21 protein-coding genes and 1 tRNA gene are annotated in these 19,307 nt (G+C 62.0%); 9 read left to right on the forward strand and 13 right to left on the reverse strand.

From position 1 onward, the window contains the following. The first annotated feature begins 109 nt into the window (after positions 1–109). The 5 genes from AC1A0G_RS09950 (at position 110) to glgX (ending at position 7,571) form a co-directional block, all read left to right on the forward strand. A complete protein-coding gene (locus AC1A0G_RS09950) occupies positions 110–907 on the forward strand; it encodes an ANTAR domain-containing response regulator (RefSeq protein ID WP_214373357.1) in 798 nt (265 codons plus the stop codon). Beyond that, complete coding sequence (gene polA / locus AC1A0G_RS09955; RefSeq protein WP_476529382.1) at positions 900–3,701, forward strand: DNA polymerase I; 2,802 nt, start codon at positions 900–902, stop codon at positions 3,699–3,701. The genes AC1A0G_RS09950 and polA overlap by 8 nt, the downstream gene beginning before the upstream one ends. A gap of 86 nt (positions 3,702–3,787) precedes the next feature. Next, the gene (locus AC1A0G_RS09960) at positions 3,788–4,681 is read left to right on the forward strand and encodes a Nif3-like dinuclear metal center hexameric protein (RefSeq protein ID WP_476529383.1); all 894 of its coding nucleotides are present in this window, start codon (positions 3,788–3,790) and stop codon (positions 4,679–4,681) included. 60 nt (positions 4,682–4,741) lie between these two features. After that, positions 4,742–5,338 carry an NUDIX hydrolase gene (locus AC1A0G_RS09965; RefSeq protein ID WP_476529385.1) on the forward strand — a complete coding sequence of 199 codons (597 nt, stop codon included), beginning with the start codon at positions 4,742–4,744 and terminating at the stop codon, positions 5,336–5,338. Positions 5,339–5,423: 85 nt separating this feature from the next. After that, positions 5,424–7,571 (forward strand): glycogen debranching protein GlgX, encoded by a 2,148-nt coding sequence (gene glgX, locus AC1A0G_RS09970; protein WP_476529387.1) that lies wholly within the window; start codon positions 5,424–5,426, stop codon positions 7,569–7,571. A 158-nt stretch (positions 7,572–7,729) separates the two neighbouring features. Here glgX and AC1A0G_RS09975 read toward each other — a convergent pair whose 3' ends face one another. Further along, entirely contained in the window at positions 7,730–8,950 is a 1,221-nt protein-coding gene (locus tag AC1A0G_RS09975; RefSeq protein ID WP_476529389.1) for an ABC transporter permease, read from the reverse strand. Between the two features lie 458 nt (positions 8,951–9,408). On the opposite strand from AC1A0G_RS09975, the gene AC1A0G_RS09980 reads away from it, so the two are divergent. Next, positions 9,409–9,482, forward strand: a tRNA-Pro gene (locus AC1A0G_RS09980). A 172-nt stretch (positions 9,483–9,654) separates the two neighbouring features. After that, positions 9,655–10,302, forward strand: a complete 648-nt coding sequence (locus AC1A0G_RS09985) for a hypothetical protein (protein WP_476529391.1) — start codon at positions 9,655–9,657, stop codon at positions 10,300–10,302. A 46-nt stretch (positions 10,303–10,348) separates the two neighbouring features. On the opposite strand, the gene AC1A0G_RS09990 is transcribed toward AC1A0G_RS09985, so the two are convergent. The 12 genes from AC1A0G_RS09990 to AC1A0G_RS10045 all read right to left on the reverse strand — a co-directional run bounded on the left by AC1A0G_RS09990 (position 10,349) and on the right by AC1A0G_RS10045 (position 18,352). Beyond that, on the reverse strand, positions 10,349–11,098 hold the full coding sequence (locus AC1A0G_RS09990; protein ID WP_476529392.1) for a hypothetical protein: 750 nt from the start codon (positions 11,096–11,098) through the stop codon (positions 10,349–10,351). A gap of 134 nt (positions 11,099–11,232) precedes the next feature. Beyond that, a complete protein-coding gene (locus AC1A0G_RS09995) occupies positions 11,233–11,643 on the reverse strand; it encodes a hypothetical protein (RefSeq protein ID WP_241513410.1) in 411 nt (136 codons plus the stop codon). Continuing rightward, complete coding sequence (locus AC1A0G_RS10000) at positions 11,640–12,071, reverse strand: hypothetical protein (protein WP_241513411.1); 432 nt, start codon at positions 12,069–12,071, stop codon at positions 11,640–11,642. Before AC1A0G_RS10000 ends, AC1A0G_RS09995 begins: the two co-directional genes overlap by 4 nt. Position 12,072: 1 nt before the next feature. Beyond that, positions 12,073–14,262 carry a bifunctional DNA primase/polymerase gene (locus AC1A0G_RS10005; RefSeq protein ID WP_476529395.1) on the reverse strand — a complete coding sequence of 730 codons (2,190 nt, stop codon included), beginning with the start codon at positions 14,260–14,262 and terminating at the stop codon, positions 12,073–12,075. Between the two features lie 256 nt (positions 14,263–14,518). Then, complete coding sequence (locus AC1A0G_RS10010; protein ID WP_476529397.1) at positions 14,519–15,226, reverse strand: hypothetical protein; 708 nt, start codon at positions 15,224–15,226, stop codon at positions 14,519–14,521. 65 nt (positions 15,227–15,291) lie between these two features. Then, positions 15,292–16,239: a hypothetical protein gene (locus AC1A0G_RS10015; protein WP_476529399.1), complete on the reverse strand. Its 948-nt coding sequence runs from the start codon at positions 16,237–16,239 to the stop codon at positions 15,292–15,294. Continuing rightward, positions 16,236–16,622 (reverse strand): hypothetical protein, encoded by a 387-nt coding sequence (locus tag AC1A0G_RS10020; protein WP_476529401.1) that lies wholly within the window; start codon positions 16,620–16,622, stop codon positions 16,236–16,238. Before AC1A0G_RS10020 ends, AC1A0G_RS10015 begins: the two co-directional genes overlap by 4 nt. 151 nt (positions 16,623–16,773) lie before the next feature. Continuing rightward, the gene (locus tag AC1A0G_RS10025; RefSeq protein WP_476529403.1) at positions 16,774–17,169 is read right to left on the reverse strand and encodes a hypothetical protein; all 396 of its coding nucleotides are present in this window, start codon (positions 17,167–17,169) and stop codon (positions 16,774–16,776) included. Then, positions 17,162–17,455, reverse strand: a complete 294-nt coding sequence (locus tag AC1A0G_RS10030; RefSeq protein WP_476529405.1) for a hypothetical protein — start codon at positions 17,453–17,455, stop codon at positions 17,162–17,164. Before AC1A0G_RS10030 ends, AC1A0G_RS10025 begins: the two co-directional genes overlap by 8 nt. After that, the gene (locus AC1A0G_RS10035) at positions 17,449–17,697 is read right to left on the reverse strand and encodes a hypothetical protein (protein WP_476529407.1); all 249 of its coding nucleotides are present in this window, start codon (positions 17,695–17,697) and stop codon (positions 17,449–17,451) included. Before AC1A0G_RS10035 ends, AC1A0G_RS10030 begins: the two co-directional genes overlap by 7 nt. Before the next feature lie 9 nt (positions 17,698–17,706). After that, complete coding sequence (locus AC1A0G_RS10040) at positions 17,707–18,066, reverse strand: hypothetical protein (RefSeq protein WP_476529408.1); 360 nt, start codon at positions 18,064–18,066, stop codon at positions 17,707–17,709. Between the two features lie 25 nt (positions 18,067–18,091). Continuing rightward, complete coding sequence (locus AC1A0G_RS10045) at positions 18,092–18,352, reverse strand: helix-turn-helix domain-containing protein (RefSeq protein ID WP_241513420.1); 261 nt, start codon at positions 18,350–18,352, stop codon at positions 18,092–18,094. Between the two features lie 95 nt (positions 18,353–18,447). Between AC1A0G_RS10045 and AC1A0G_RS10050 the strand changes: the two genes are divergently transcribed. Together AC1A0G_RS10050 and AC1A0G_RS10055 are read left to right on the forward strand one after the other, a co-directional pair. Then, positions 18,448–18,852: a helix-turn-helix domain-containing protein gene (locus AC1A0G_RS10050; protein WP_241513421.1), complete on the forward strand. Its 405-nt coding sequence runs from the start codon at positions 18,448–18,450 to the stop codon at positions 18,850–18,852. A 20-nt stretch (positions 18,853–18,872) separates the two neighbouring features. Then, positions 18,873–19,295, forward strand: a complete 423-nt coding sequence (locus AC1A0G_RS10055; RefSeq protein ID WP_241513422.1) for a hypothetical protein — start codon at positions 18,873–18,875, stop codon at positions 19,293–19,295. The last annotated feature ends 12 nt before the right edge of the window (positions 19,296–19,307 follow it).

The raw sequence follows: 19,307 nt of genomic DNA on the forward strand, positions 1-19,307 counted from the left end.
CGATAACGGAAGACAGTGTCGGCCGCATCGCAAAGACGCAGGATAATTGTTGTAAGGCCGGGCGTCGATTCATGAGGAGTAGCCTGGCACTTCGATGAAAGAGGTTGGCATGGTTGCACGGAACAAGACCTCGGAAACGCCGGAATCGTTGGGTGCGGTGTTGACGGATGACGAACTGAAGGCGGCCGCGCAGGCTGAGGATACCACTACGACTCAGGACGACGCCGAGCAGACGGCGGACGAGAACCGCCAGCGCACGGTCGTCGTCGCCGAAGACGAATCCGTCAACCGTATGGATCTGGTCGCCATGCTCGAGGACAACGGCTACAAAGTCGTCGGCGAGGCCGCCAACGGCGAGGAAGCGGTCGAACTGACCCGCAAGTTCCGTCCGGACGTCGTGTGCATGGACGTCAAGATGCCGCGCATGGACGGCATCGCCGCCGCCGGTGTGATCTGCGACGAGAACATCGCCCCGGTCGTCATGCTCACCGCATTCTCCCAGCCCGATCTGGTCCGTCAGGCCACCGGTGCCGGCGCCATGGCGTATGTGACCAAGCCGTATGAGGAGTCCAAGCTGCTGCCGGCCCTCGAGGTCGCGATGGGCCGTTTCGCTGAGATCAACGACCTGCTCGACACCGTCGAGCGCGGCGAGAACAAGCTCAAGAGCGCCCAGGAAGAGCTCAAGAAGATGGAGGCCCAGCTCAAGAAGGCCGAGGACACGCTCGAGGAGCGCAAGCTCGTCGACCGCGCCAAGGGTCTGCTCATGGACAAGGCCGACTTCTCCGAGCAGGGCGCCTTCCGCTGGATCCAGAAGACGTCGATGGACCAGCGCATCCCAAAGAAGCGTCTGGCCATGGCCATCATCGCCAAGTACGGCGATCCCAAGCCGGAAAGCAACAATGACTGAGGCGACGCAAGCCTCTGTCGAAACGCGCGGAACACTGCTGGTCGTTGACGGCCATTCGCTAGCGTTCCGCGCGTTTTTCGCTCTACCCGTCGAGAATTTCAGCACACAGGCCGGTCAGGCCACCAATGCCGTGTGGGGATTCGCGACCATGCTCTCCCAAGTCCTCGACGCGGAGAAGCCCGATCATCTCGCCGTCGCGTTCGACGTCAAGGGCGGCACGTTCCGCAACCAGATGCTCCCGCAATACAAGGGCACACGCGACGCCGCCCCTGAGGAACTGCTCACTCAGCTGCCGCTCATCCAGAAGATGCTCACCGCACTCGGCGTCACCTACATCGAAAAGCCCGGCTATGAGGGCGACGACGTGATCGGCACGCTCGCCACGATGGGTGCCGACGCGGGATATCATACGCTGGTGCTGTCCGGAGACCGTGACGCCTTCCAGCTCATCAGCGACCGCATCACCGTACTGTATCCGGGCCATCATTTCAAGGATCTCAAGCACATGACCCCCGAGGCCGTCGAGGAGAAATACCATGTGCGTCCCGACCAATACCCCGATCTGGCGGCGTTGCGCGGCGAGACGGCCGACAACATCCCCGGCGTGCCGGGTGTGGGAGACGGGTTCGCCGCCAAATGGATCAACCAGTACGGCGGCCTCGACGGCATCATCGAACACGCCGACGAGATCAAGGGCAAGAAGGGCGAGGCCCTGCGCGAGAGCATCGACCAGGTGCGGCTCAACCGCAAGGTCAACGCTCTTGTGCGCGACCTCGACCTCGGCGTGGGACTCGACGATCTCACGTTCGGCAACGTGAATGCCAAAGCGCTTGACGATCTGTTCAAGGATCTCGAATTCGGCGTACGCACGCGCAGCCGCATGGTCAAATCGTTCAGCGGGCACGCACTGCCATCGGCTGCAACGGACGGCAGTGATGCACCGGCCGAAGAACCGGCTTCGCTGCAATTGCCCGAAGCGACCATCATCGCGGATGCGCCGATGCTGCAACAGTGGGCGCATGATCACGAATCCGACATCGCACAGCCCTCCCTACACCACGCCGGCGGGTCATGGGCGCTGCTCGCGCAGGGAGACTCCAAGCCCGGGAGCGCCTCGCTCGGTCATGTCGTTATCGCCGCAGGCCATCAGGCAGCCGTTCTGGCAGCGCCGTTCGACCGGTCCACCGCCGATGCCTTACGCCGACTGATCGCCGACCATCACGATACGATGATCGTCCACGGGTACAAGGAGCATCTGCACCTGCTCGGCTCGGCCGGCATCGATCTGCCGTTGCCGGCATTCGACACGAAGCTCGCCGGCTATCTCGTGCACCCCGACTTCCATGCGGACACGCTCGAACAGGCCGCGGCGCACTTCCTCGACCTGCACATCGAGGAACAGCAGCCACCGGCCGAACAGGGGCTGCTTGATCTGGGCGAGGAGGCGGACTCCGGAGCCGACGACCAGACGCAATCAGCGCTCACCCACGTCGCCATCGTGCAGGCGCTCGCCGGCGCGCTGGCCCCCATGCTGGCCGAGCGCGAACAGTCCAAGCTGCTGACGACCATCGAACTGCCGGTGTCGCGCGTGCTGCACGGCATGGAGGATGCCGGCGCGAGCGTCGACATGAACCGGCTCGTCACCATGCGCGACCAGTTCGCCGCCGACGCGCGTCAGGCGCAGGAAACCGCATGGGATTGCGCAGGCAGCCGCGTGAACCTGCAAAGCCCCAAGCAGCTGCAGAAGGTGCTGTTCGAGGACATGGGACTCAAAGGCACCAAACGCACCAAATCCGGCACGTACACGACCAGCGCGTCCGTATTGCAGGACCTGTACGTCAAATATGTGGACGACGAACGTGCCAGCGGCTTCCTCGGCGCGTTGCTGCGGCACCGCGAGACGAACAAGCTCAAGCAGATCGTGCAGACGCTCATCGACGCGACGAACCCGAACGACGGGCGCATCCACACCACGTTCGAACAGACCGTGGCCGCGACCGGACGATTGAGTTCGGTCGACCCAAACCTGCAGAACATTCCGAACCGCAACGACGCCGGCCGTGAGATCCGCTCCGCGTTCGTGCCCGGCGACGGCTATGTGTCGCTGCTCAGCTGCGACTATTCGCAGGTCGAGCTGCGCATCATGGCCGACCGTTCCGGCGACGAGGCGCTGATCGAGGCGTTCCGTTCCGGCGCCGACTTCCACCGCTACGTCGCGTCGCTCGTCTACGGCGTGCCGGTCGACCAAATCACCTCCGACCAGCGCAGCCACGTCAAGGCGATGAGCTACGGCCTCGCCTACGGCCTGAGCACGTACGGTCTCGCCCAGCAGCTCAAGATCCGGCCCGGTCATGCCGAAGAACTCAAGCAGAAATACTTCGCCACGTTCGGCAAGGTGCACGAGTATCTCGAGTCGCTCGTCGCCGACGCGCGCTCGAACGGCTACACGGAGACGATGTTCGGCCGGCGCCGGTATTTCCCCGGGCTGCTGTCCACGAACCGCACCGTGCGCGAGGCTGCCGAACGCGCCGCGCTCAACGCGCCGATCCAGGGCTCGGCCGCCGACATCATGAAGATCGCGATGATCCGCGCCGATCAGGCGTTGCGCGACGCCGGCGTGAAGAGCCGCATCATCCTGCAGATCCACGACGAACTCGTCGTCGAAATCGCGCCCGGCGAGGCCGAACAGGTGACCGCGCTCGTCGCCGATGCGATGGAGCATGCCGTCGACCTGTCCGTGCCGCTGGACGTGTCCACCGGCATCGGCGACGACTGGCAGCTCGCCGCGCACTGATTCGTATGGTCCGCCGCCGACTTCACGCCGAAGACGACGGCGGACACTCGTATCGCACCCGTAAAAAGCAGCAGCAAGGAGGACGCATGCCCACGCTCAAACAGGTCGTCGATGTTCTGGAAACGTTGTATCCGTTACGGTATGCGGAAAGCTGGGACGAGCCGGGGCTGATCGTCGGCGACCCCACTGCGCCGGTCATGCGTATCGCGTTTGCCGCCGACCCGACCGCGGCCGTGATCGATACCGCGATCGAACACGGCGCCGACCTGCTGGTGACCCACCATCCGCTGCTGTTCCGCTCCGTGCATCAGGTGTCCGGACTCGGCGCGCGCGGCGACATCGTGCGCAAGCTGTACCAGTCGAACTGCGCGCTGTGGGTCGGCCATACCAACGCCGATGCGGCGTACCGTGGTGTGGGCCAGGCGGCCGCAGACCTGTTCGGACTGACCGATCAGCATCCGCTCGTGCCGATCCGGGACGACGAGGCCGCGGCGGCCGGTCACGAGGTCGGCTTGGGACGTGTCGGTCGACTCGCTCGGCCGACGACCTTCGAAACGTTCGCCCGTCACGTCGCCGACGTGCTGCCGCATACCGAACTCGGCGTCACGGCAAGCGGGCCGCTCGACCAGATGGTCGAAACCGTGGCCGTATTGCCCGGCTCCGGCGACTCGCTGTTCGACGAGGTGCGCGCCAGTGGCGCCGAAGTGTACGTGACCAGCGACCTGCGCCATCATCCCGCCACCGACGCGATCGAACAGGCCCGGTACGAGGCCGAGCTGCGCGCGCAAGGCATTCGCGTCGGCCATGGCGACGAACGCATCCGCCCGCTGCTCATCAACACGCCGCACTCCGCCATCGAATCATTGTGGTTCCGCTATGCGATCGAGGACGTACCGGACGCGGTCGAACAGGCGACGGGCCGGCGGCCGGACGTCGAATGGCTGCGCATGAACACCGATCCGTGGACGCTGCGACTGTAGCGCACGGGTCCGCAGCCGCGCCGGCCGCACAGGCATCACATAAGAAAGGCAATCAGCCATATGCACGACATCATCGATATGAACACGCCGGTCGAAGTGCGCTCGCGCGAAACCGTCTACCGTGGCGCGATCTTCACCGTCGAGGACATGACCATCGCCCTACGCCGGCGCGACGGCGGCACCGTCGACATCCGACGGCAGGTATTGCGCCACGCGCCCTGCGTCGTCATGCTTGTCCACGACACGGCCACCGACCGCTATCTGGTCGAACGCGAATACCGCATCGGCTCCGACCGGTTCGCCTACGGCATCCCCGCCGGACTCATGGACGCGGGGGAGGACCCGACGACCGCCGCACTGCGCGAACTCGCCGAGGAGACCGGCGTCGTGCCGGACGGCGAAGACGGCGTCGTCATCGACCACGTCGGCGACTACTACTCGTCCGAAGGCATGACCGACGAACTCGCGCACATCATGGTCATGCACCTCAACCGTTACACGACGACGGCACGCCATCTCGACGCCGACGAGCACGTCGACACCGCATGGGTCGGCTGGGACGAGCTGCTCGCGCTGCCGGTCACCGCATCCAACTCGATCATCGCGATCCAGCACGAACGCATCCGCCGCATGGAGCGGAGCATGAACGAATCATGAACAGGTCGTGATCGTTCCCCCTCAAATACCGCAAGTCCACACGCAAGTGTCGGCAAACTTCATGATGAGGTGAGATACTGTACCTATGCAGATCAGACCAGGTTTGATGTATCCGCTCGGCGCCAGCTATGACGGCGCCGGCGTGAATTTCGCCCTTTTCTCCCAAGTCGCCAGCAAAGTCGAGTTGTGTCTGTTCGATGACGACGACAACGAGACGCGTATCGAGATGACCGAGCAGAACTCGTACGTGTGGCACAACTACATTCCAGGACTCCAGCCCGGCCAACGCTACGGCTACCGCGTCTACGGACCGTACGACCCGAACCAGGGCCTTCGATGCAACCCGAGCAAGCTGCTGCTCGACCCGTACGCCAAGGCCATCGAAGGCAACATCGACGGCGACGAAAGCCTGTTCTCCTACTGGTTCGACTCGCCCGGCGACGTCACCAAACGCAACGACCTCGACTCGGCCGGCCACACGATGAAATCAGTCGTCGTCAACCCGTACTTCGACTGGAGCAACGACCAGCATCCGCACATCCCGTACCACGACTCGGTCATCTACGAGACGCACGTGCGGGGATTGACGAACCTCAACAAGGACGTGCCGCCGGACATCCGCGGCACCTACGCCGGCCTCGCGTACCCGACCGTCATCGAATACCTCAAGAAGCTCGGCGTGACCGCCATCGAACTCATGCCGATCCACCAGTTCGTCAACGACTCGTTCCTGCAGGAAAAGGGCCTGTCGAACTACTGGGGATACAACACGATCGGCTTCTTCGCCCCGCACAACGCGTACTCGTCCTCCGGCGAACGCGGCCAGCAGGTCAACGAATTCAAGTCGATGGTCAAGGCCTACCACCGCGCCGGCATGGAGGTCATCCTCGACGTGGTCTACAACCACACCGCCGAAGGCAACCACATGGGTCCGACCCTGAGCTTCAAGGGCATCGACAACCAGGCGTACTACCGTCTCGTCGACAACGATCAGCGGCACTACTTCGACACCACCGGCACCGGCAACTCGCTGCTCATGCGCTCGCCGCACGCGCTGCGCCTGATCACTGACTCGCTACGCTACTGGGTGTCCGAAATGCACGTCGACGGCTTCCGATTCGATCTGGCCGCCACGCTCGCCCGCCAGTTCCAGGAGGTCGACAAGCTGTCCGCGTTCTTCGACATCGTCGAACAGGACCCGATCATCAGCCGCGTCAAGCTCATCGCCGAACCGTGGGATCTCGGCTCCGGCGGCTACCAGGTCGGCGGCTTCCCGTCCAGCTGGTCCGAATGGAACGGCCGCTACCGCGACTGCGTGCGCGACTTCTGGCGCTCGCAGCCGTCCACACTGCCCGAATTCGCGTCGCGCCTCATGGGCAGCTCCGACCTGTACCAGATGAACGGACGCCGACCGGTCGCGTCCGTGAACTTCATCACCGCGCACGACGGCTTCACCATGAACGACCTCGTCAGCTACAACGAGAAGCACAACGAGGCCAACGGCGAAGGCAACCGCGACGGCGAATCCAACAACCGTTCGTGGAACTGCGGCGTGGAAGGCCCGACCACGATCCCGGACGTGCTCGACCTGCGCGAACGGCAGATGCGCAACATGTTCGCCACACTGCTCGTCAGCCAGGGCATCCCGATGATCTGCGGCGGCGACGAGGTGGCGCGCACCCAGCAGGGCAACAACAACGCGTACTGCCAGGACAACGAGATCTCGTGGATGAACTGGGATCTGAACGATTCGCAGAAGGATCTGTTCGAGTTCGTCTCGAAGCTCATCCACCTGCGTCTTGAGCATCCGGTGCTGCACCGTCGTCGCTTCTTCTCCGGCCGCGAGCAGGGGGACTCTCCCGACAAGCTGCCGCAGGTCGAATGGTTCGACCACACCGGTTCGATCATGGACATGGAGGACTGGCAGAACACGCACGCGTTCTCGGTGATGATCTACCTCAATGGCTCGAACATCCCCGAAATGGACTACTACGGCAACCAGCTCGTCGACAACGACTTCATCCTCATCTTCAACGCGCACTATGAGCCGATCATGTTCACGCTGCCCGACGAGAAGTACGGGCGCAAGTGGCAGCTCATCGTGGACACGCACAACCCGAAGGGGCCGGAGCTGAGCTATGAGGCCGGGTTCGTGATCACCGCGCAGTCGCGCAGCTTCCTGCTTCTGAAGAGCGCGAAGGACCCGCGCAAGCAGCAGAACCACCTCTTCTGAGGCGTGGTGCCTCTCCTGTCATTTCGAGCGAGCGAAGCGAGTCGAGAAATCTTACGGAGTACGGTTCTCGTAAGATTTCTCGACTCGCTTCGCTCGCTCGAAATGACGATTTGACGTCGCCGGTTTTTGTCGGACTTGGTATATTCGATATATTTATGTCAGCGATCCGCAGCCAGTCGAGATTCGATCTTCTCGGCTGGCTGTTTCGTATTGGTCGCATGGGCGACCGCCTGCGCGTCCGCCACGCCGTTGGCCGCCGCCGACGCCGCGATGTCGAGCCGGTCGGCCTGCACGCGCACCAGCTGCATCTGCACGCGGTCGGCCTCGATCGCCGCGATCTGACGCGAGAACACGATGAACCAGCCGAGGAAGAACGCGCACGCCAGCGCCTCGAGATTCGTGAGCGTATCGTAGCCGCGCAGCATGTAGATGCCGAATCCGGCGCAGATCGCGATTGCCAGATCGGAGATCGCATACATCGCCTTCGGCATGCGCGGCGCCAGCCACGGCAGCGCAAGCAGCAGCACGCCCATGATGAGCGGCAGGCCTTTCGCGCACACGTTGTGCATGATGTAGTGCGGCGTGTACCGGAACACGCCGATGCCGACGAACGCGAGTCCGGAAACGGTCAGCAGCAGCGAGAGGATCGCGATGCGCACCTTGAAATGCTTGATCTCGGGATGGTCGACCTCGTCGCCGTACTGTTCGTGCCACAGCCGTTCGAGCCGCTGCGTGGTGATCAGCTCGGACACGGCGAAGTAGCTGACGATGATGATGCATGTGCCGGCGAGGATGAGCGTCGCGTTGAACATGGTCGCGGCGAACGTGGTGCGGTCGCCGAGCTGCGAGAAGTTGTTGTGATACCAATACGGGTCGTCGGTGGTCAACCCGGCGGTGCTGACTCCCGAGATCACGAAGAACGGCAGCAGCGAGGCGAGTGTCTTCGCGTTCATGAGTTCGGCCTGCACGAACGTCATATAGCCGGCCACGCCCGCGAATCCGGCGCAGGCGGCCGGCATGTAACCGGCGAGCAGATGCATGCCCATCACCGTGTTCACGATGCTGAACAGGGCGAACGAGGACAGGAAGATCGTGGCCGCGTACACGACCGACAGTGCGAGGATCTCGAAGACGCGGCGGATCGGCACCCACCAGCCGTGCTTGAGCGTGAACGAACGCGAGTTGCTCGCATAGCCGACCACGAACGAGATCACGCCGCACGCCGCGATGATGGCCGCCGCCACGCTGAACCGGCGCTGTGTGACCTGCCAGATGGCGGGAGCGAGGTCAAGGTAGAGTTTCATGCCGAAGAACGCGACGATCGCGCAGATGAGGAACGACACCAGTCCCAACGTCTCCGCCCGCTGATGCCGTCCCATCGGTTATGTCCTTTCCCGTGCTGCTGCTCCGCCCTCATTGTAATAGGAACATCGGTCGGCCGCCGTGCCGGTGCACGATATGCGCCAGATGATGCATGATCGGGAATGTGCGACCATTCGGTCCATGCGTCCGGTACAATGGATGATTGTCGTTTTCGCGTGTGCTTGACGTGCGCGTGACAGTGACATCGGGCTGTAGCGCAGCTTGGTAGCGCGTCTGCTTTGGGAGCAGGATGATACCAAACCGACTGTGTTATGACCGCCGCTGAGACCTACTCCCGCTTAGGGTTTCGGGTTTCGGCAAAAACTGAAGAATGGAGTCCAGTAACACTCAGTAACAATGACCGCAGACCTCCGACTTCTCGGCTGTTTTCTGAGCCAAGGATTCCGGCAGTCGGAAGCACATCGCGTCCCCCGCGGTGCGTATAATTGAAAAGTTATGCCCTATGGCATGAAAACGGGCTGTGGCGCAGTTTGGTAGCGCGCTTGCTTTGGGAGCAAGACGTCGCAGGTTCAAATCCTGTCAGCCCGACTCGAAAGCCCTACTCCCGCTTGGGATGTAGGGCCTCTTCTTTTTTCGGGCTACGGCTCCAGTAACAAAATTCCAGTGTTACCGGGATGACCGAATCCAGTAACATTTTTTGTTACTGGCATGAAGCGCCCGAGATTCCAATGATTCCAAGGGGTTTCGGTATGATTGGGGCATGTCCACCACGATTGACGTGTATCCGACGACGGATTACCTGCCCTTGGTCGAAGAGACGAGAAGCCGCACCCAAGAGCTCTATCAGCAGCTGCTCGACCAGTATGGCATCGACAGCACCGTGGAGGTCAAGGCGTTCTACCCATGCGGCCCCGATGAGGAATTAAGGTACGTGGATCCGGCCACGCGCTGGAAGGTGGAGATGGATCTCGGTTTTGCTTATCTGATCAACGGCCAGTGGCGGGCGAGTTCCTGGCCGTCGCTGTGGGAGCGTACCCGGATCGATCAACCGTGGGTCGATGACTACGTGAAGTCCGACGGGAAGGAAGGCTATCCTCCGTCGATGCTGGGCGAATGCTTCCCCATCGAGGCTGATGAGTTCGATCTGCCGCTGTCCGATGAGGACATGCGATTGCTGAACGCGCAACCCCATTTCTGGCATGACATACGGAACTTCGCCGGCCCGGCCGTCGCTTCGACCGGATACGGGTTCGTCGCCGCCGCGCTGGCCGAGGAAACCTGCGGACGTGTGGCATCCACCGATGGGGCATTCGACAGCAGAGGTCACAACGGCGAAACTGCCGAACAGTTCCTCACATGGTGGGGCGATGAGCAGATGGGCTTCTACAAAAAGAAATCTTTCCAGTAACGGTAAGGGGGTTGTCCGTTGATATTCCTTCAACGGACAACCCCGGTCAGGCTTCTTTTCCATAGTCGGCGCGTTTCCGCAGTAACGGCACCAGCTCACTCAAGGAGAGTTTCCCGTCGGATCCGTAACGTAAACCGCCGCGGTTGACCCAGCTTCGTATCGTGCTTGCCGGTAGGCGGATACCCGCCTTCGCGCACTCGGCGCTCAGCTCGGTGGCGGTTCCCCTGACTTCGCTGACGATGAGGCGGGCCAGCAGCCGGTCGGCCACGGCTCGACGGTTCACCCGCTCGCCACAGCTCGCGCACTCGCCATCCGATTCGTCTGGATCCCCCCACACCACGCCGCCGCAGTCCGGGCATGAGCCGAACGCGATGCGAGGTTTCGCGGGATTCACCGCCTTGTGGACTCGTCCAGACATATCGGTGATGTCCTCATACCAGCCGAGCACGTCCCCGCTCTTCAGCAACGGTCCCGGTCGGGCGAGCACCATACGAGCCAAACCGACCACCGTAATGTGCGGATCCAGCGTCTTCGGGTAGTCGAACCGTGCGCACAACCGGCGCATGAGTTGTTCCGCCTCGCAATACAGCTCCCACAAGTCATCCCTCAACGGTGACGGGGCCTCGGCCGGCGAGGCGTGTCCGCTGCCCTGCATGTTCACGCCGGCTTGTCTGGTGGCGATCAATAGCAGTGGCATGGCATCCTCACCAAGTTGGGCGAGGCTGTCCCAGAGCCGATGCTCGCAGCTCCGGCACAGCAACCGTCCCGCGGCGGTTTCGGCTCCGTCATTGTTCACGCATGGTCCCGTCATGCTTGTCCTTCCGGTTCAGATGGTTCTTCAACTCTTGTAGGTCATCGGTGTCGTATCCGCAGGAACACCACCAACGCAGCCCATGTCCGGCGGATTCCGTGACTACCAAATGCACTGGCTCATTCGTGGTCATCGGCGTTCCCCTCATTCATGGCACGGATGTGTTCCTGCATGACGGTGAGCGACGTGAAGTCGCGTCCGCATGAGCAGATAAAGATTCTCCCGCCCTTCGCGGTATCCAGCAGCCTGTGCTTCAGCGTGGGCGTGGGGTCATCCAGGAATGCGAGTGGATTGTTCATGATGGTTTCTCCGATCTTGTCTTCCAGATGCTGTGCGAACCGATTGGGATCCCGTGTTGAGAATCCGCACGCGCACTCGCGTACGTACCCTGTCGGGGTCCCGAAACCGACGGTGGTGGCTCGTGTCCGCAGCATGGCGAGCACGGCCGGCACCAGACGGATCAGTCGGTGGGTTTTCCTCGGCGTTGTTTTCTTCGGTGTCTTGAACACCGGCTTATGTGTGGCGGTCATGGCTTGCTCCTCCAAGCTGTCTCGAATTGTCTGATCTCCTCGTCGGTCATCCTCGGCCCGACCCATTTGCTGCCCTCCACCTGTTTGGGTGGTTTGAACGGTTTCATGCTGAGGGGTGTTCTGAAGCACTCGTGCACGGCCAGATACAGGCCGTCACGACTGACGCCGTATGACCCGCATGGGGTGCGAAGCGCAATGAGGCCCGTGCCTGCTATCGGCTGGATCCGCGTGAATCGGCGACCGAGAATAACGGCCGTCACCAGATCGTTCGCATCCAGCACGCCCGGATCGTAAACCTCTTCGACCGGCCCGCCAGTATCCACCGCCACCCATTCGCCGCATGTCCCACATTTGCGGGCGACTAGATGGGCGGGATTCACGCCGCTGGGGCACAGCAGCCTCAGCCATGAGGGTTTGCGTCTCACCATGTCAGCCGCCTCCCAACTGACGACGGATCGAGTTCCAGATCGTCGTCAGCTCCGTATCCTTCAAGCCGCTCGCCCGACCACGGTCGAGCAGGTCTCGCTGGATGGCCTCGGCGTTCTCCGGGTGGTTCAGCAGTCGGCCGTAGGCCCACGCATGAAGATCGTTGTTGCGGCTGCCTGCGGGAATCGGCGTCATGTCGGGGCGACCGTTCGATGCGGAGACCACGGCAATGGGCTGGCGCATAATCTCACTCAACGGGGGAATCCGCGTGGCGTTCGCAGACACAGGCAAAGTCGCCTGACCTTCCACGTCGATCACGTAATTGTGGGCAATCAGCCACTGCTCCATCTTCTGCGGCATCACCGGCGGCTGGCCGTCCGGCAAATCCAGTAGCAGATAATCACCGTCCGGGATCCGGCTACCAGCGCCGACCACGTACCCCTTGCCTTCGCAACGAATATCGACCGGAATGCCCTTCTCGTGGACGGCGTTCTTCAACCGGCCTCGCAGTTCCGGCGGAATCATGTAGTAGGCGTGCGCTGACGGCAAGCCGTTCCTGCGGCCGGTCGGCGTGCCGACGAGGTACGTCTTCGGGAAATCCGGGGAACCGTATTCGCCGATCTCGCGGTTGAACACGTCCCAACCGGTTGGCGCATCCTTCAGGACCTCACCGGTGGCCGGATCCTTGGCGACATCCAGATCGATGATCGCCATGCCCGCAGCCGGAACGACCGCATACGCTGCCACGTTGGCTGGCGGTTGCTTGCCTTCGGGAAGGGTGCGGTTCTTCGCCCAGTCATAGGAGCGCTTTTCGTCGGTAACGGAGCCGAATGTGACCGGATAACCGCAATCATCTGGCGTTGCCACAGCAGCACCTTCAATCGGGGGCGGCAGCGGCGGTACGGGCTTGGCTTCGGCTTCCACTGCTTCGGCAAGATCCCTCGCCGCACTGTTGCGGTACACGCTGAAGACGTGTTCGTTTCTGACCACCAGCACACGGACCACCTCGCCGTTGATGCGCTTGGGCTTCGACTTCAGACCGAGTTTCATGGCGGTGTTCCGGTGCCCGGCTTCGGTTTCGCGAAACGGATTATCCCGGCTGACGGCGTACCCGTTCGCCACGATGCAATCCACGATCCACTGTTGCGCCTCGGTCAGATCATCGGCGGATCCGATAACCACATCGGTCCACGGTTTGTCGCCACGGGCTTCCCAGAGACGACATGAGGCCATGAGGAACGGGGCGATACCATGCTCGTCACGGAACCGCAACAGATCCGCGAACTCGCCTTCGGCGCGCCCGTCCTTCATGCGCACGAACACACGGCGCCGTTCCAGCGCCTCCGTCATGCTCATGATGACGGGGTTGTTCGATGCGATGATGAACGTCGCCTTGTTCTTGAAACTGACCGCGTTCTCCTGCACGCGCCGCGCCACCATCGTGTCGCCGGTGCCGATCTTCTTCAGCAGGGTGGCCTGCTCCAAGGTGATGGTGTCTGCGTCCTCGTCGTAGGCCCACAGTGCGCCGATCAGCTTCAGCATCTCCTGATCAGTGGCGAATCCCCCGTTACCGTTCCGTCCACCCAGCAGGGTTTTCGACGTGACTGCGGCGGACAACGCGGGAAGGCTTCGGTGAAGTGTGTCCAGCAGGATCCCCTTGCCATTGCCGCCCCCGCCATACAGCACATAGAACAGGTGCTTGTACGGCTCAAGCAACGGAGTGGCGAACATGCGTCCCAAGTTCTCGGCGCTATGCGCGTCCGCAGTGACAAAGCGCAGGAACTCGCCGGCCTTGGCGACCAGTTCGTCGGTATAGTCCACGTCCATGAACACCTCGAAGGGGTTGTCGAACAGAGGATCGCCGGGACTGATGCGTTGCACGCGGCCGTCGATGCGGTAGAACGCCATGTTGCGGAACTTCACACCGTGGCGGACGCGCTTCGCCAGTTTCGCGCACTCGACGCGAAGCTGCACGTTCCACGGCAGATACACCTGCGTCCGTCCGGTCACGTGGTACTCGTCCTCAAGGGATCCGATGGCGTGCCACGAATCCAGCAGACGGTTGGCGCCGGTCAGATCCACGTCGCGCACGTACAGGGTCTGGCCATCCTCGCCGAGCAGCATGGAATCGTTGCGGAAATCCCATAGTGCTTTCGCATACCCGTCATCGAAGTACGGCTTGCTCTTGTTCATTTCGTTGCGCGGAACCTCGATGCTCCGTCCGACGCGGTCATAGAACGTGTGCTTCCACGGATCCGGCGAAACCCGCATCCCCATAAGAACGGTCTGCACGTTGCTCGGCCCATCCGGGATGATCGAACACTGGTGCCTGAACGGAGCATCCATTCTTATCGCCTCATTCTCTTACTCGTAGTGGAATCGTCTTCTTTGTGCCCGCCACGGCTGTCGCATCCGCGGAGACCGCTTGGCTACGGTTCGGGTACCCCCTCTAGAACTCGGGTTCGTCGCCGATGATGTCGTTGACCGTCCGCTCGTCAATGCCAAGGAATCCGGCGATCTCCGCGGCGGTTCGTCCGATGGCGGCGAGCTGTTTGACCTGTTCGGCGTTCACTTGCGGCTGCTGGAACGCGGGCTGCTGCGTGGTCGGCGGCTGATGCTGCTGCGTCTGCGGCGTCTGGACCCGAACCGGTTGTTGGGGTTCTGTGGCGCTCATGGCCTGGGCGACCTGCGTCTGATTGGGCACGATCTCGTAGCTGTATAGCTTCGGCGGATTCCAGCCGCGCTTCTTGGCCTCGCCGTTGGCGGTATAAGTGGCGGTGAACCCGTCGCCAACATGCGGGAAGTCGCGCCCGACCATGCGGGAGGCCTGACGCAACGTGCTCAGGTTCTTTCCTTTCACGTACACGGCGCGAACGCCGTCGTCTCCCGGAATGGTGGTGTCCCGAAGCGTGGTGGCGACATGGATGACGACCTGCATCATGGGCTGGCCGTTGTCGAAGAACTTCGGCTCCTGCGTGTCCATGTCCCGCTGCTGTTGGGCTTCGATGCTCTCGACCGTGCCGGTGACGGAAGTGCCGATGGGGTCCTCGCGCTGGAAGAACGACGGCGTGCCTCCCGCCATCACCTGAGCGAGCGACGGCAAGGCCTGTGCGGGCTGGCCGTAATTGCCGTGCGACTGGTTTGCTTGTGCGAACATTGCTGACTCCTAATCGTTTGACTGGTTGACTGTTGACTTGGTTGGGATTGGCTTCGGAGGAAACGTCACATGTCCGGCACCTCCCGCATCGTCGGATCCAATAGCGGAATCAGTTGCCGCCACCGTTCCGGCACTTCGGGCGTGGGTGACGCGGAGAGTTCAGGGATCCCGTTCGCCGCATCGTCCGGCCATGAACCGCAGTCGAAGCAGTGGGTGGCAGAAACGGGAAGCAGGTGAATCCACGCATCACGCACCTCGACACCTTCTTGTCGTTCGATCAGATCCATGAAGGTGACGAGCATCTGCGCCCTTGCCAACGCCCATAGTCCGGGTTTGTCGCTGAAGCGCAGCTCCACAGGCAAGGCGTCGTTCAGGCTGATCCCGTTTCGGGGAAGGAAGAAGATGCAGTTACGTTCCACCTGCTCGCCTTCGTTCCTCAAGCCGATGCCGTACAGCGACGCCTGAACCATGTAGGTCTGCGAGGGGCCGTGCGCCTTCACGTCCTTCAACGTGGTCGATCCGACGATCTTCCAATCCACGGTGCTCGCCGAACGCCGGTCGTACAGGTCGATGGATCCGCGCACCGGGTAACCGCCTTCAAGCCCGTGAAGCTCTCCGACCGTGACCCTCATCTCTGTCTCGTACGGCCGGTGCTTCACGTCCGGGTCGAAGCCCTGCGGGTTCAGCCCGTCGAACATGCGCTCGAAATGCTCATGGACGCACGTGCCGATGAACGGGAGCCATGCCACGCCGCGACGACGCTGCCACCCCGCGAGTTTCGCCGCCAAGCAATGCAGGCAGTCCGTGCCCAGCTCGCTCGGTCCGATGGCCTTCTGCCGTTCGCGTGGCGCGTTGCCGATATTGTCCTCAATCAGCCCTCGGATCTGCGGCCACAGCGATGCCTCGACACGTAGCAGCTCATAGGGCGTCGCCTTCTCGACGGTGTCGACCTGCGCCGTGGCCTCGGCGGATCCCGCACCGTTCAGAACGGCAAGCACGTCGGCGGCGCTCATTTGACCACCACCGAACTCTTGTCGCGCTTCATCAGCGGTTCCAACGCCAACGCACCCAAGGCTCGGCGGGCCGCCGAGACATCCGGCGACACCCTGTAGAAGGACGGATGCTGAGCCGCCGGGTACTTCTGCGTGAAACGCTTCGTATCCAGCCGTTGATTGCCGGCCTTAACCTGTACATGTAGATCGCCCGCCTCATACGAGCCGACCGGCCACGCATCGAGGATCTGCGCCTTCAGGGAGTCAATCTCGTCCTGGGCGCGTTTGATGTCCACCTGCAATGCGGCGATACGTGCCGCCTGACGCTCCAGCAGATCGCGCCTCTGATCTTCCAAAGACGGCATCGAGCCGTCGATCTCGGGTTGCACCAATGTTCCCGTCATTGTTCCTTACCTCCACTCACCCTGATGGGGATGACTCCGACCGGATGGCCGGGCTTGGTTTTCCTGTGTTCCCTCGCCTTCTCGTAGGCGGAATCCGCATCGGTGGGAGCCGCCAAGGATCCGCACGCGCGGCATCTCGGCAGATACCGTCTCAATCCGCATCGCCTCCCAACGGGACTCCGTCATTCAGCAGCAGCGCGAATGACTCCAGCGTCATCATCACGAGTTGTCGGGCCTGGCCGTCACGCGACTCGATGCCGATGCCCGGCCGCTTCTGCACGACCACGCCGATCAGGGCGTCATTGTTGCCGCGCTCGATCTCCGCCTCCCGCAGATGCCGGGAAACATCCATTTTCGCCGTGTTCTTGCACTCGATGACGATCCGATGGCCCCGGTAGCGGATGCCGGCGATGTCGCCACAGTCGTTCGCGCCCATCAGATGACGGCGTTCGATCCGGTCGTCGTCCAGCGCCCAACGCAGATAATCGACGGTCCGGGCCTCCATTGCCGCGCCGGCACGCCGTGCCGTCTTCAGGCTTCTACCCATTAGATGCCTCCTCCGCCTTACGCCGCCGCTGGTATTCCTTCATTTGTCGAAGCCGCTTCTCGCGGTTCCGGTAGTAGTGGTCACGCGCATACGCGCGATCCTTCTCCCGCTCCCACGGATCTTCACGCCGCCGACGTTGCCAATCGCGCTTGCTCGCACGACGTTCCTCGTCGCTCATCGGACGGCTTCGGCGCGTGCGCGTTCGCCGCCGGGGCTTCGTCGGCGCACGGCCGGCGCGACATGATTCGATGAATCGCAGGTCATCCAGATCGAAGTCCATCACCATTCACCCCTCACTTCGCCGGTGGATTGGTAGACGTGTGTGCGGAAATAGTCCAGAACCGTTTCCTTCGGGTACAGCACCGTGCGCCCGACCTTCACGAACTTCGGACCGATGCCCATAGACCGCCAGTAGCCCAACGTGCCTTCGGAGATCCCGGTGGCGGAAACGTCCTTCGGCGTGTTCATCGGCTTCAGTGAGGCCTCCAGCGAGTCGAACAACCCCGCGTCTTCCATTGGTCCGTCCATAGCGTCACCTCAGAGATCCGTCGGCGTGGCCGCGTCGCGCTCGCAGACCATGTAGTTATCCGCGCCGTCGGATGATTCAGCCAACTGGATTCCCGTGCGCGTCAGCACGTCTCCATACAGGCTGAGCACCATGCCGACGAAGCAGATCTCAAGTTCGTTCGCATGGATTTCCCCCACAACGGCTCCAGCGCCGGGTGCGAGCGTGACCGTACCGAACGGGACGGGTTCATCGCCCATGCGATGCGCGGTGACTTCCACCACGAGCGGGCGATCATCGCCACACACCGCGTTCAGTATCGGCATGAACATGTTGATCGCCGCCCGCTTCCTTCTCACTGACTCGTCGTTAAGAATTGGATTGTCCTTCATCGCCGTTCCTTTCTTCATGGGTTCCTTATTTGCCGCGATGCTTGGCAAGCAACCGCAACCGTGACTTGGGTGGTACGAACTCGGAGGGATCGTGCCCGGTGACAAGACAGATCGCATAAATCTCGGGGAACGAGAACGGCGACCGGCCATGCCGCTTCGCACTGAACGTGCTGTACGGCATCCGTATGAGCCGAGCCACGTCGGAGTACTTGTGTCCGTCGGACTTCAGCACCTGGGACACCTTCGCACCCAGCCACCTGTCCACCTCGGAACGTCTATTAGTCATATCGCTAACACTATTCGTCCTTCGACGAAATATCAACACGAAAATGACTTGATATGACTAATTGCATTAGCGAGAAATCATGTTATGATGGCGGTATGGCTAATGAAATCGACACTAGGGCGCAACTGTTCGGCAAGTACCTCGGGGCCGAGCTCAAAGGCGCAATCCGTTCCCGGGGGTATTCGCAGGCGGAAATCGCCGACCGGCTCGGACATGCCAGATCGTCCTTCGCGAACTGGCTGAACGCGAAACCATCCATACCGGTGGAGGTGGCGGAGAAAATCTGCCTGTGCATCGGCGTGGAGCTGAAAGAAATCGTCGGACGCGCCCACCAGCGCGTCAACGAAGAAATGGGGGCATACGGGACCGAACGCATGAGCGAGCAGCAATCCGTACTGGAGCAGCTGACCCGTGTAATCGGCAACGGCAGACTGAACTACACCACCGCCGCATACCGCGACGAAAACAAGAAGAGAGAAATGGAAACACCAACGGACTGACCGGAAGCGAAAGGCACAGCTTGAAGAACAGTTATGGCGACCTGCTGCGTGAGGCCCAATCAATGGGACTTCAGGTGGTGGAAGGAACAATCACCGGCGACCACCTAGGGCACTACGACCACGAGCGGCGTCTCATCACCATCGACGGGAGAATCAACGACAACCAGAAACGAGTGGCACTACAGCATGAGATCATCCACGCGGAACATTTCCGTTTGGGCATGAACCGGTGGATGGATCCGGTGGCCGAAGAGGCCAAGACCCGACGCGAAACCGCGCTCAGGCTCGTGGACCTCCGCGAATACGCGCAAGCCGAGCAGACCTACGAGGCATGTCCCTTCAAGATCGCCAACGAGCTCCACGTCACCGTCGGCGTCATCAAGGACATACAGGACATCCTCGAAAACGAACCGTTCCGGCGGAACCCCGCCTACGCATACTGAAAGAAGCTGAAC

The organism is Bifidobacterium sp. LH_230, from assembly GCF_056357555.1.